The organism is Streptosporangium sp. NPDC003464 (genome assembly GCF_053588315.1).
In genome coordinates this window covers 69,616-82,069 of the sequence record NZ_JBSFPS010000008.1, presented here as the reverse complement: position 1 = coordinate 82,069, position 12,454 = coordinate 69,616, and the positions used below count along the sequence as shown (strand labels likewise).

Sequence of the window (12,454 nt, the reverse complement as noted above, 5' to 3'; positions counted from 1 at the left end):
GCCGTACGCGCCACCCCCTCTTCGGCCCCCTCAAGAACAACATCTGGCCCTGCGCCTTCTGGCCGAACGGCCCGCGCGAGCGCCTCACGCACGTCGCCAACCCCACCCCCGCGCTGATCGTGTCCGCCACCGGCGACACCGCCACCACCTACGAGGGCAGCAAAGCCATGCACCGGGCGCTGACCGGCTCCCGCCTGCTCACCCTGCGCGGCACCACCGCCCACGGGATCTACGGCGAATACGGCAACGCCTGCGTGGACGCCAAGGTCAACGCCTACCTGGCCACCGGCACCCTCCCCGCCGCCGACCCGATCTGTCACCCCTGACCCGCCACCCCGAGGCCGCGACACCCCCCATCGCGGCCTCACGCGTCAGGAGCTGAGGCCGACCGTGCCAAGCGGCGAGGCTCCTACGTCGATCGCACGGACAACGGAACCGTCCCCTCGCCCAGGCCGACGGCATCCGTGACGTCAGCCGGTGGGGGGTGGTCCGGGGCAGAGCGCGTACAGCGCAGCGCGCAGCGCGGACGCGTCCTGGTCCAGCAGCCGCCGCTCCCTGCTGATCGGGTCCACCTGAAGCCTGAACCCGTCCCCGCGGTGCCGCGGGAACACGTGCAGGTGCACGTGGAACACCTGCTGGCAGGCCGCTCCGCCATCGGCGAGGAAGACGTTGACACCCTCGCAACGCAGCCGTGAAAGGCGCAGCGCACGAGCCAGACGGTGGCCGATCCGCCACATGCGTGTGCTGGTCTCCTCGTCGAGGTCTTCGAGCCCTACGGCATGCGCGCGCGGTACGACCAGCGCGTCGCCGGGAGCCACGGGACGGGTGTCCATGATCACGACGACGGCCTCGTCCTCGTAGGGCACACTGGCCTCAGCCCGTCCCGCGACGATGTCGCAGAACACGCAGGAGAGGCCGTCCGGGACGCCCATGCGCCCATCATCCCACCCGCGGACCGGCCCCGGCCGCGCCGGCGTCCTCGTCCGGCTCTCCCGTATCCCCCGGCCGGTGCGCCGGCCGGCCGACAGCGCGGGCCCGGCACCGACGCCGGGGAGCGGCGGCACCGCTGGACGGTCACCGCCCGGCGCCCCGTCCTGAGGTGGCGGCCGCCTGGGCGTCCCTGACGGTGACGCTCCCGCGCGGCAAGGGGTCGTGGTGGCCGCCTTGCCGCGCAGCAGTTTCGGGGTCCGTCCCGTCTCCGTCCGCGGTCCTCGGCCGGGTGTCATGTGCGGTGGTCGAGGGCCTGGGCGGTTGCGGGTCAGCGGTCGATCAGTTTGCCGTTACGTCCCCTGGGCTCCGGCCGCCGTGCTCTTGGTCATGGGCAGGCAGGGCGGCGTCTGGAATACCACGCCGTCCAGGAAGTTGCCGGCCGTCGGGGTGCCCCCCGCGGCCGACACCGACTCGAAGGCGAATCGCGTGGTGGTCTGTCCCGGAGGCACGACGTACACCCCGGTGTAGTGGCGCCAGGCGGTGTTGTCGTCGGAGATGTCCGGGGAGGAGGCCCCGGTGGGGACCTGGGCGACGGTCGCACCGGGCGCGCCGATGAGGACCCGCATCACGTCGGTACCGAGACGGCCTCGGTGATACAGCGACCAGGTCATCGGCGTCCCCGGAACGGTGGGCACGTCTTGGTAGAGCGTGGAGACCTGGTTGGCGTTGAGTTCGGCGAACTGCTGGCCGTCGGCGGCCGGGACCCCGCTCGCGCCGCCCCGCCAGAACTCCAGCTTGTTGTCGGTGGCGGTGGTGTGCCAGCCGACGCCCGGGTTCGTGGAGGCGTCGGGGATGTTCCAGTCGGCGGCGACCACGGGCGGTGTCTCGAAGCTGCCGTTGACCAGGTTGACCGGCCTGTAGGCGCAGGTGACGATGACGGTGACCGTGGCGGTGCTGGTTCCGCAGGCGGTGGTGACGGTGTAGGTGAAGGTGTCGGTGCCGCTGAGACCCGCGGCGGGCGTGTAGACCACGTTGCCGCCGGAGATCGTCGCGGTGCCGTTGGCGGGCTGGGTGACGCCGCTGATCGTCGGAGCGCTTCCGGTGTCGTTGGCCAGCACCGGCACGCTGACGGCCGTGTCCTGCCTGGTGGTGGCGGTGTCGTCGACGGCCCTGGTGGGCGAGATGGACTGTCCGTCGACGATCTGGATCGGGGGGGCGGGTGTGTTGTTCCCGAGCTGGCCCGGGAAGGCTATGACGCTGCTGATCCCGGTCGGCCGGATGGTCATGCTGCGCCCGACGGTGCCTTGCCTGACCCGGAAGGTGATGACCTTCGCGGCCGGGTCGGTCTTGGTGCCCGGCGAGGTGATCGACAGGGTGTTGCCGCTGATGGCGCCGGCCCCCGACTGGCTGACGACATCGGCGTTGGCCAGCAGGGACGACAGGTCCCACGTGGTGGTGTAGGTGCGCACCAGCAGCGGCCACCGGGCCGTGCGGTGCGTCAGCGTGAGGGTGAAGGTGCTGCCCGGTGCGATCTGCCCGCCCCACAGGGAGGGGGAGGTGTCGACCGAGACCGACCCGTTGCCCAGCTGCATGCCGAGCACGTTCTTCCAGTAGTAGCTGACGGGGTAGGTCGCCTGCCCCTGCCGGACACACGGCGTGCCGGCGGCTCGCGTGACGGCCTGCCGCGCGCCGGTGGCGGCGTGCGCGGCGCCACCGGCTGCCACCTGCGTCCCCGACGCGGCCAGCAGCGCCGACAGGGCGCAGGCCAGCGCGGTGAGCGCGGATCTGGATCGTTGTGAGACCAACACTGAACTCCCGTTCGTCGTGAGGGATGCCCTCCTAGATCAACTGCATAGCCAACACCACTCTCAGCGATCAGTCCATTACGTTGAGTGCGCACGTGATCTCCGTGTCGCCTCCCGGGCAGACCGGCAGCCGCCGCAAGCACCAGCGGCTCACGGCCTGTTCACGGCTTCGACCGCGCACGGCCTATTCACCGGCCTCGACCACGCACGGCGCTTCCTCAGGCTCATCCGACGACGGCTCCAACGGGCGGGCGCCCAGCACCCACGGGCCCGCCAGGCGCGGAAAGCACGCCTGGACGCGGGCGTAGGCCGGTCCGTCGAGTTCGTCCTGGTCGATCGACCAGTCCATGCTCGGCGGACTCCCGCCCATGAAGACCGCTTCCAGGAAGTCGTTCCAGCGCCCGTACGAGCTGAGCACCACGGACTCGTCGGGCACATCCAGGTCGAGGACGACGTAGCGGTCGTACTCCTCCGGCCCCTCAGGATTGAGGAGCAGTTCGGCCGTCAACGCCACCCGGTCATCGCGGGTGTCCGGTCCCGGCCATGCCCACAGCGGCGGCCGGCCCGCGCAGTCGATGCCGCGCCGCGCCATCTCCGCCACCATCTCCTCGTAGGCAGGACGGAACGAGGGGCTCATCACCCTGGCCCAGTCCCCGACCAGTTCACCGATGTCCTCCAGCGGTCCGAGAACCGCTCGATGCTGGACTGTCCACAGACGCACCGGACGCATTATCCCGGTACGGGACGGCTGGTCCGCAGGACAGTCCCCGGACCGGGACCGCCTCGCCGGAGTCGGCGGCCGGCTGTGGCGGTCATCGAAAAACGCGACGGCCCGTGGCGAAGCTGTTGTCTCCGGCTCTTTACCGGATCATCTCCAGCGGAGATCCTCGCGCAGGAGCCGGACAACCGGCACGAGCGAGGAGGACGTCCATGCGATTACGCATCGCCCTGACCGTGATCATCGCGCTGATCCCCCTGACGGCGGCCGCCGCCGACCCCGACTCCGGTCCCCCGGCCGAGCACAAGATCCTGAACAGCCGGACAGCGGCCGCCGCCCCGGTGCCGGTCCCGGCCGTACCCAGCGGCATCAGCACCGACAAGGTGCTGGTCATCGGCCTGGACGGCCTGCGCCACGACCGGATCGCCCCCGCCGACGCCCCCAACCTCGACGCGCTGATCTCCGGCGGCACGCTCGGCACCAGCCTCCTGTACACCAACCCGATGGCCGCCACCTCCAGCGGCCCCGGCTGGTCCACGATCGCCACCGGTGTCTGGCCGGACAGGCACAAGGTCAAGGACAACAGCTTCACCGGCAAGCGCTACGACCTCTATCCCGACTTCCTGACCCGGATCGAGGGGGTCAACCCGGCCTACTCGACCTACGCCGCCGTCGACTGGAAGCCGCTGGGCGAGCAGGGCACCTTCGGCGCGGGCATCGACGCCCGGGTCGTACTCGACGGCGACAGCGCCGGCTACCCGGCCGAGGATGAGCGGATCACACAGGTCTCCGAGCAGGTCCTGCGCGACCGCAATCCCGACGTCGCCTTCGTCTACCTGGGCCAGATCGACATCGCCGGGCACAACAGCGGCGCCGGCAGCCAGGCCTACCTGAACGCCGTCAAGGCCAACGACGCCCAGATCGGCCGCCTCCTGAGCGCGGTGCGCGCCCGGCCGACCTACCCGAGCGAGCGGTGGACCGTCGTGGTCGCCACCGACCACGGCCACACCGGCATCGGCGGCCACGGCGGCTCCACCATCGAGGAGCGCCGCACCTTCGTACTGGCCAGCGGCCCCGGCATCCCGGCGGGGGCCAGACCGGCCGACACCCGCCTGGTCGACGTCGCCGCCACCGTCTTCGCCCGGCTCGGCCTGCCGCGCCCGGCCGGCCTGGACGGCACGTCCGTCACGGTCCGCTCGGCCGACCCGTTCGAGACCGTGGCCCTGTCGCCCCGCCTCCACGAGACCGGCATCCCGGCCGGGGTGACCGGCTTCACCCACCTCCCGCCGGGCGGCTGGGCCGTCGACAGCACCGCTCTGCCCTCCGGTGGCGTGGAGGAGTGGCGCGGCTGGTCCTTCACCACCGACGAGTTCTGGTCGCGCGCCGAGCGTGACCAATGGCGCGAGCTGTTCGTCCGCGGCCGCGGCGTCTTCGCCGTCGCCGACTCCGACGAGTGGGACGACCGCTCCCATGGCGCCGGCACCTACGCCTCCAGCCTGATCTCACCTGCCTACGACGTCGCCGGCCGCACCTCGGCCGTGATCAACTACACCACCCTCTACCGACCGGAGGGCAACCAGAAGGCGCACGTCCAGGTCTCCTTCGACGGCGGCGCGTTCATCACCGTGAAGGCCTACGGCTCCGAGGCGGTCTCCACGGTGGAGGCGCTGGCCGTCACGGTGCCGCCCGGCGCCACCACGATGGCCGTCCGCTTCCGTTACTTCGACGCCGCCAACAACTGGTACTGGGCCGTCGACGACGTCCGCGTGTCGTGAGACCCGCGCGGGCCGCGCGGGACCGGCGCCCGGCGCGGCCCGCGCCCCTGCCGGCACGCCCAAGCCGTCGGCCCCTGCCGGCCGCCCCCGCGGCGGCCCGGCCCGCTCATCCGGGAAGGCGGGTCACAGGTCCGTGCCGGCAGGCAGGGGACGTTCGCCGCGGACCGACTGCCAGATGCGTTCGGGCAGCACGCGCGCCGCGACCGCCAGGTCGACGTCGGGCGCTCCGGCCAGCCAGCGGCGGGAGATCTCCGCCACGGGGCCGATCACGAGCATCTCGGTGAGAGGGTCGGGCAGGGCGATGACATGCCCGGCCTCCACGTGGGGGCGGAGCCAGTCGGCGATCCGGCGCATCCTGGGCGCCTTCGCCTCCGCGATGCGCCCCGCGTGGGCCGGCAGGAAGCCGGCGTAGGACGAGGCGTGGATGAAGTGCGCCGCCGCCCGGTTGTCCTGGACGAACCGCAGATACGCTCCGACGAAGGCCCGCACGCCGGTGCGGGCCGTCCTGGAGCGCTCGAGCGCGGCGACGAGCGTGTCGAGCAGTTCGGACATGCAGTGGCTGTAGAGGGCCGCGGCGAGTCCGTCGAAACTGCCGAAGTGGTGGTAGAGGCTGCCGCTGCTGACACCGGTCGCGGCGATCAACGCGGTCATGGTCAGCCCGCCGGGCCCCTCGGCCGCGTAGAGATCTAGCGCCGCCGCCAGGACCCTGTCGGCGGTCGCCTCGCCTCGCCGCTGCTTAGGTGACATCGCGCCGGACCGGCGGCGGGGTCCGCTCGAGGCCGGTGAGCTCCAGCGCCTGTGTCCAGAGCCGGTCGGCGAGCGCGGCGTCGGCGGCGACCGGGGCCGGCGGCTGCTCGGCCTCGATGTGGAAGTAACGGCCGGTCAGCCCGGCCACCTCCGCGTCCAGCGCGAGCCTGGCGACGGGCCGGGCGCCCACGTCCGGACTCTTCCACAGCAGTTTCACCGCCTTGAGCAGGTAGCCCAGGGGCCCGCCGCGGTCCCCCAGTCCGGTGCGGATCACTCCGGGGTGGACGGCGTTGATGGTCACCCCGGCATCCTTCCACCGTTCGGCGTGGCGCGGCACCAGCAGCAGGTTGCACAGCTTGGTGTCGGCGTAGGTCCGCATCGGGTGGAAGTCCAGGCCGGTGGGGGTGCGCTCCGGGTCGGCCTGCCCCTTGACGTACAGCCCGGCGCTGACCTGCACGACCCGTGCCCCGGAGGCGGTCAGCAACGGCTCCAGCTCGTGGTTGAGCAGGAACGGCGCGAGATGGTTGGTGACGAAGGCCTGCTCCAGCCCGTCCTCGTCCAGCACCCGCCGGCTCGGCCACAGACCGGCGTTGTGGACCAGCACATCGATGCGTGGGCAGGTCTCGCTGAGCGCCTCGGCGACCGCGCGCGCCCTGCGGACGCTGGACAGGTCGCCGACGACGAGGCGCACCCGGGTCCCGCCGGACCCGGCGAGCGACGCCCGCGCGGCCTCCCCCCGCTGTCTGTCACGCGCGACCAGCACCACGTCGCACCCGTCCTGAAGCAGCCGCGCGGCGACGGCGTATCCGATGCCACGGTTGCCACCTGTCACCACGGCCGTCCGGGCAGGGGTCGAATGATGCGTCTCCGCGTTGTCCATGGCCGGGAGTCTAGAGAAATCCAGAGAGATCCTCTAGAGAGGGTCTCTGGTTTTCCGGATCCCGAGAACTCCGCGGAGACCGCCCGCCGGCGCCGGGACGGACGCGCCGCGCGGGCGGTGCTCGCGGCCGGGCCGTTCAGGTGCCGAGGGTGGCACGCAGCGAGGGCTGCAGGCGGCCGGCGTGGGCCCGCACCATGTCGTCGCACAGCTCCCAGATGCGTTCGACCGTCAGCGTCGCGGCGGTCGCCGGGTCTGTCATGGCGGCGTGGCGGATGTGGCGCGGCTCGTCTTCCACGGCGGCCCGTACGACGAGGTCGTTGACGCTCAGGTAGGTCCGGTTGAGCGCGGCCAGCTGGGCGGGCAGCGCGCCGACCCGGGTGGGCTGTACGCCCAGCGCGTCGACCAGGCAGGGCACCTCGACCACGCCGTGCGCCGGAAGGTTGTCGATCAGACCGTGGTTGGGGACGTTGCCGTAGACGGTGCGGGGCGTGCCCGTGGTCATGCTGTGGATGATCTGGGGGGCGTACTCCATGGTCCCCTCCACCGGCAGCGGGTCCCCGGCGGCCAGGGCGTCGCGCGTCTTCTCGTAGGCGGCCACGTTCTGCTCGACGATGCCCAGGTAGGCGCCCACGGGCAGCCGCAGCCGCTCGATCTCGCTGTCGTGGCGCAGGTACCAGGGCACGTACTCGGAGGAGTGCTCGCTGGTCTCGGTCGGGTAGTAGCCGAGGCGCCGGTACATGTCGACGCGGACCCGGCGCCGCAGCTGTCCGTCGGCCTCGATCATGGCGTCCAGGCGGGGATAGAGGTCGGCGCCGTCGTGTTCGAACCGCAGCACCCACGCCTGGTGATTGACGCCCGCCGCCTGGTAGGTCACCTCCTCGTAGGGGACGTTCAGGAGATCGGACAGGTCGCGCATCGTCCAGTACACCGAATGGCACAGGCCGACCACCCGCGTCAGCCCGGTGGCCTGGGCGAGGTACTGGACGTTCATCGCCATCGGGTTGGTGTAGTTGAGCAGCCACGCCTGAGGGCAGAGCGCGGCGATGTCCTCGCCCAGGGATCTCAGCAGGGGGAAGGTGCGCAGCGCGCGGAAGATGCCGCCGACGCCGAGGGTGTCGCCGATGGTCTGGCGCAGGCCGTACCGGGCGGGGACGTCGAAGTCGGTGCGGGTCGCCTCGCCCATGCCGACCTGGACGATGTTGATGACGAAGTCGGCCCCGTCGAGCGCCGCCCGCCTGTCGGCGTGGGCGGTGACGCGGGGGCGGGCCCCGCACTGGGCGGCGATGTGCCGGGCGGCCTGCTCGGCGGTGGCCAGGCGTTCGGCGTCGATGTCGTGCAGGGCGACGTGGATGTCCTTCAGTTCGGCGAAGGCGAACAGATCCGCGAGCAGACCCTGGGTGAAGACGACGCTCCCGGCGCCGATGAACGCGATCTTGGGAGTGCTCATGACAGGTTCTTTCCGGTACGGGTGACGTGCGAGACGGCCTCGTCCCAGGTGGCCTGGGCAGTGGTGCCGCCGTGGGCACGGGTGGACAGGGCTCCGCAGGCGGCGGCGACGTCGAGGGCGTCGGCGGGGGGCAGGCCGGCGAGGAGCGCGGCGACGAAGCCGGCGTCGAAGCTGTCTCCGGCGCCGACGGTGTCGGCGGGCGTCACGGTGACGCCGCCGGTGGTGGTGAGGGTGCGGCCGTCGTGGCAGAGGGCGCCCTCGGCGCCGTTCTTGACGGCCACCAGCGGTCCGCGCGCGGCCAGGAGGGCGGCTGCCGCCTCCGGCGAGTCCGCGGCGGGCCCGGCGAGGTGGAGGGCCTCGTGGGCGTTGGGGAGCAGGATGTCGGTTTCGGCGAGGACGGCGGGCAGGCCGAGAGGGTCCCACTCGCCGGCCGGGTCGTCGTTGGTGTCGAGCGAGGTCGTGGCGCCGTGGGCGCGCGCGGTGCGCAGCAGGGCCGGCAGTGCCCGCGCGAGTGCGGGCATCAGGAAGTAGGAGGCGGCGTGCACGTGCCTGCTGCCGGCGAGCAACGACTCGGGGACGTCGTCGCCGGTGGTGGCCGCCAGGGTGCCGGGGGCGGTGAGGATCGCGCGGTCGTCCTCCCGGGTCACCACCACGGTGAGGGGGGTGGGCAGCTCCGGATCCAGGCGCAGGGCCCGGGTGTCGACTCCACGGGCGGTCAGGGCGTCGCGGACGTAGCGGCCGGCGTCGTCGTCGCCGACCCGCCCGGCGAAGGCGACCTTGAGGCCGAGGCGCGCGGCGCCGCAGGCCATGATCGCGGCGGACCCGCCGAGGGTGAGCGCGCCGGCGCCGACGAGCTGTTCACGCTGGTGGAAGGCGAGCGGAGCCTCCAGCGGGCCGAGGATGACGTCGGGGTTGGCGTCCCCGATGACGAGCAGGTCGAAAGTGTGCGGCATCGGTATCCGTAGATCGGTCGGCAGTCAGCCCTTGAGGCCGCTGGAGGTGATGGACTGGATGAACGCCTTCTGCGCGCCGACGAAGGCGAGCAGCACCGGCAGGACCGTGATCACGTTGCCGGCCATGACCGCCGCCCACTGGGTGTGGTGCTGCCCCTGGAAGGTCGCCAGCCCCAGCTGCAGGGTGTACTGGTTGTCGTGGTTGATGGCGATCAGCGGCCAGGTCAGGTCGTTCCAGGTCGACAGGAACGTCAGGATCGCCACGGTGCTCAGCGCGGGACGCGACAGCGGCAGCACGACGCGGAACAGCACCCGCAGCCGCGAACACCCGTCGATCCAGGCGGCTTCCTCCAGCTCCCTGGGCAGGGAGAGGAAGAACTGCCGCAGGAGGAACACCGCGAACGGCGTGACCAGCGAGGGCACGATCAGCGCGCCCAGCGTGTCGATGAGTCCCAGGCGCTTCATGACGAGGAACGTCGGGATCATCGTCAGCTGGAAGGGGATGGCCATCGTGGCCAGCATCAGCACCAGCAGGCTCCGGGAGCCGGAGAAGCGCATGCGGGCGAAGGCGTAGCCGCCGAACGCGCCGAACAGCAGGTTGGACGCGACCGCGACGGTGGAGACGATCAGCGAGTTGGCGAACCAGCGGGGGAACAGGGCGTTGCCCAGGACGTACCGGTATCCCCCCAGGTCGACGCGGGAGGGCCAGAGCGCCGGAGGGAACCGGTTGATCTCCGCGTTGCTCATCACGGAGCTGAGCAGCAGCCAGACCAGCGGGATCGCGAAGATCAGCGCGAGCGGGGCGAGCAGCAGGTGCCAGGCGCTGAACGGCAGCCGCGCGCGGCCCCGCCGGGACACGCCGGCCTGCGCGGCCTGTCGAGGGGTGGTCACGGTCGCCGTCATCGGGTCGCTCCTTCGAGACGCCGGCTCTCGCGCCCCCGGGCCACGCGCAGGCCGGCGGCGATCACGAACAGGGCCACGGCGAGGACGTAGGCGGCCGCGGCGCCGTAGCCGGCGGTGAAGTTCTTGAACGCCTGCTCCCAGATGAAGTAGACGATCAGGGTGGTCGCGCCCAGCGGGCCGCCCTTGGTCGTCACATACACCAGGTCGAAGACCTGCAGGGCATTGATGGTCTGCCACAGCACCAGGAACACGCTGACCGGGGTGAGCGTGGGCAGGGTGACGTGGCGCAGCAGGTGCCACCGCCCGGCGCCGTCCAGCCGCGCCGCCTCGATCAGGGGCCGCGGCACGTCCTGGAGGGCCGCGAGATACACCACCACGCAGAACCCCAGGCCGCTCCACAACGTGATGGCCACCAGGAGGAACAGCGCCTGGGCGGGGTCGGTGAAGAAGCCCTGCGGGGAGACGCCGAGCGCGTGCAGCACCGAGTTGGCCGCGCCGAACTGCGGGTCGAGGATGAAGGCGAACAGCGTGCCCTGCGCCGTGGCCGAGACGACGAACGGCACGAAGATCAGCGTGCGGTACAGGCCGACCAGCCTGATGCGCCGGTTCAGGACGAGGGCGAGCGCCAGTCCCAGGACGATGCTGAGCGGGACGTACAGCGCCGTGTAGGTCAGCGTGTTGCGTACGGCCTGGCCGAAGTTCGGATCCCTGCTCAGCGCGTAGTAGTTGTCCAGCCCCACCCAGCGGCCCGGTGTGACCAGGTCGTCGGCCCGGAAGGACAGCAGCAGCGACCAGATCACGGGCACCACGCTGAGCCCGAGGATGACCAGGATGGAGGGGGAGACGAACGCCCAGGCGGTCCTCGACTCCCGGCGGCGTGCCCGGCGCAGGGCACGCTGACGCAGTTCGTGCTCGGAGAGGGTGAACGGTGTGGGGGGACCTGGCATGGAAGAACTCCTCAACGCGGTATGAGCAGGGCGGCATCGGCCTCGTCGGCGCAGCTGCGGAGCGCTTCGGAGGGGGTGCTCCTGCGCAGCAGCACGGCGACGACGGCCTGCCCGAGCGCCTGCGAGACCTTCGGGTAGGCCGGGTGCGCCGGCCGTGCCCGCGCCGACTCCAGTGCCCGGGTGAACACCTCGAGACCCTCGGTCCGGGCGGAGTGGTCCCGCCAGGCGGGCAGTGCCTGGGTGGGTCTGCTCAGCGGCAGGCTGCCCGCCTCGACGTCCCAGCGCACGTCCTGAGCGGGCTGCATCAGCCAGCTCAGGAAGGTGCGGGCCGCCCGGACGCGCGGGCCGCCGTTGTCGAACATGGTCCACGTGTCGGGCCCGGAGATCGTCATCGGCCGGCCGCTGAAGCTGGGCAGCGGCACCACGTGGTAGTCGATCCCGGCTTCCTCGATGTCGGGCAGCTGCCACGGGCCGGTGATCACCATCCCCATCCGGCCGGACGCGAACACCTGGTACATCTTCTCGCTGCCGGGCTGGGGATCGATGTAGACGCTCGACGCCTGCGCGAGCGCCTCCACCACCTGCAGGGCCTGGACGCCCACGCCGGCGAACCCGATGCCGCGCCCGTCGCGGGCGATCACGTCGCCGCCCAGGTCCCACACCAGCGGCCACAGCCGCCACACCGTGTCCTCGTCGCCCACGCCCGGCCATCCCGTGCCGAACGTGCCGCGTCCGGCGTCGGTGAGCCGCCGGGCCGTCTCGACGAACTCCCGCCACCTCCAGCCCGGCTGCGGCAGGGGCAGCCCGGCCTCGCGGAACAGCTTCTTGTTGCAGACCACTGCCAGCGAGTCGACGACCGCGGGAGTGGCCCGGACCTGGCCGTTGATGGTGACGGCCGCCCGTGCCGGCGCCCAGTAGTCGTGCCACGGCGTGGCGCCGGCGCCGACGGTGCCGGTCAGGTCCACCACCTGCGGGCTGCGCGCGATGCTCGCCAGGTCCGATCCGAAGATGTAGGCGATGTCGGGATAGGAGCCCGACGCGAGCGCGGCGGTGACCTTCTGCAGCATCGCGTCGGCCAGCACTCCCCCGCCCATGTCGACCCGGATGCCGGGATGCGTGCGCTGGAAGTCGGCCACCAGATGCTCGATGGCCTTCCTGCCCGTGTCGGTCTGCCCGTGCCACAGTTCGATCGTGACCCGCCCATCGGCGCCGACGCCGCCGTCAGCGCCCTCGGCGCACCCTGCCGCGGCCATGCTCCCGACCGCCGACAGGGCCAGGGCGCGTGCGCCGCGCAGGACTTCGCGACGGGAGGGCAGGGGGGCGGCGCGATGGATCGTGTCCATCCGTAC

12 protein-coding genes are annotated in these 12,454 nt (G+C 71.9%); 2 read left to right on the top strand and 10 right to left on the bottom strand.

Going from position 1 to position 12,454, the window contains the following annotated elements:
* Positions 1–326: alpha/beta hydrolase (locus tag ACWDS7_RS03550; RefSeq protein WP_451927949.1), on the top strand; the 326-nt coding region annotated here is incomplete at its 5' end.
* A 144-nt stretch (positions 327–470) separates the two neighbouring features.
* On the opposite strand, the gene ACWDS7_RS03545 is transcribed toward ACWDS7_RS03550, so the two are convergent.
* The 3 genes from ACWDS7_RS03545 to ACWDS7_RS03535 all read right to left on the bottom strand — a co-directional run bounded on the left by ACWDS7_RS03545 (position 471) and on the right by ACWDS7_RS03535 (position 3,456).
* A complete protein-coding gene (locus ACWDS7_RS03545; protein ID WP_451927948.1) occupies positions 471–932 on the bottom strand; it encodes an HIT family protein in 462 nt (153 codons plus the stop codon).
* Positions 933–1,280: 348 nt separating this feature from the next.
* Positions 1,281–2,735 carry an Ig-like domain-containing protein gene (locus ACWDS7_RS03540; protein ID WP_451927947.1) on the bottom strand — a complete coding sequence of 485 codons (1,455 nt, stop codon included), beginning with the start codon at positions 2,733–2,735 and terminating at the stop codon, positions 1,281–1,283.
* Between the two features lie 184 nt (positions 2,736–2,919).
* Complete coding sequence (locus tag ACWDS7_RS03535) at positions 2,920–3,456, bottom strand: hypothetical protein (RefSeq protein ID WP_451927946.1); 537 nt, start codon at positions 3,454–3,456, stop codon at positions 2,920–2,922.
* A 209-nt stretch (positions 3,457–3,665) separates the two neighbouring features.
* Between ACWDS7_RS03535 and ACWDS7_RS03530 the strand changes: the two genes are divergently transcribed.
* Positions 3,666–5,228, top strand: a complete 1,563-nt coding sequence (locus ACWDS7_RS03530; protein ID WP_451927945.1) for an alkaline phosphatase family protein — start codon at positions 3,666–3,668, stop codon at positions 5,226–5,228.
* A gap of 123 nt (positions 5,229–5,351) precedes the next feature.
* Here the strand turns inward: ACWDS7_RS03530 and ACWDS7_RS03525 are convergent, their stop codons facing one another.
* From ACWDS7_RS03525 to ACWDS7_RS03495, 7 genes are all read right to left on the bottom strand, one after another.
* Positions 5,352–5,975: a TetR/AcrR family transcriptional regulator gene (locus tag ACWDS7_RS03525; protein ID WP_451927944.1), complete on the bottom strand. Its 624-nt coding sequence runs from the start codon at positions 5,973–5,975 to the stop codon at positions 5,352–5,354.
* A complete protein-coding gene (locus tag ACWDS7_RS03520; protein WP_451927943.1) occupies positions 5,965–6,855 on the bottom strand; it encodes an SDR family NAD(P)-dependent oxidoreductase in 891 nt (296 codons plus the stop codon). The genes ACWDS7_RS03525 and ACWDS7_RS03520 overlap by 11 nt, the downstream gene beginning before the upstream one ends.
* 136 nt (positions 6,856–6,991) lie before the next feature.
* Positions 6,992–8,302: an alpha-galactosidase gene (gene melA / locus ACWDS7_RS03515; RefSeq protein ID WP_451927942.1), complete on the bottom strand. Its 1,311-nt coding sequence runs from the start codon at positions 8,300–8,302 to the stop codon at positions 6,992–6,994.
* Complete coding sequence (locus ACWDS7_RS03510) at positions 8,299–9,255, bottom strand: carbohydrate kinase family protein (RefSeq protein WP_451927941.1); 957 nt, start codon at positions 9,253–9,255, stop codon at positions 8,299–8,301. The genes melA and ACWDS7_RS03510 overlap by 4 nt, the downstream gene beginning before the upstream one ends.
* Positions 9,256–9,279: 24 nt before the next feature.
* Positions 9,280–10,158 (bottom strand): carbohydrate ABC transporter permease, encoded by an 879-nt coding sequence (locus tag ACWDS7_RS03505; RefSeq protein WP_451927940.1) that lies wholly within the window; start codon positions 10,156–10,158, stop codon positions 9,280–9,282.
* Positions 10,155–11,105 carry a carbohydrate ABC transporter permease gene (locus ACWDS7_RS03500; RefSeq protein ID WP_306873657.1) on the bottom strand — a complete coding sequence of 317 codons (951 nt, stop codon included), beginning with the start codon at positions 11,103–11,105 and terminating at the stop codon, positions 10,155–10,157. Before ACWDS7_RS03500 ends, ACWDS7_RS03505 begins: the two co-directional genes overlap by 4 nt.
* Before the next feature lie 11 nt (positions 11,106–11,116).
* Positions 11,117–12,448, bottom strand: a complete 1,332-nt coding sequence (locus ACWDS7_RS03495) for an extracellular solute-binding protein (RefSeq protein ID WP_306873660.1) — start codon at positions 12,446–12,448, stop codon at positions 11,117–11,119.
* Between the last annotated feature and the right edge of the window lie 6 nt (positions 12,449–12,454).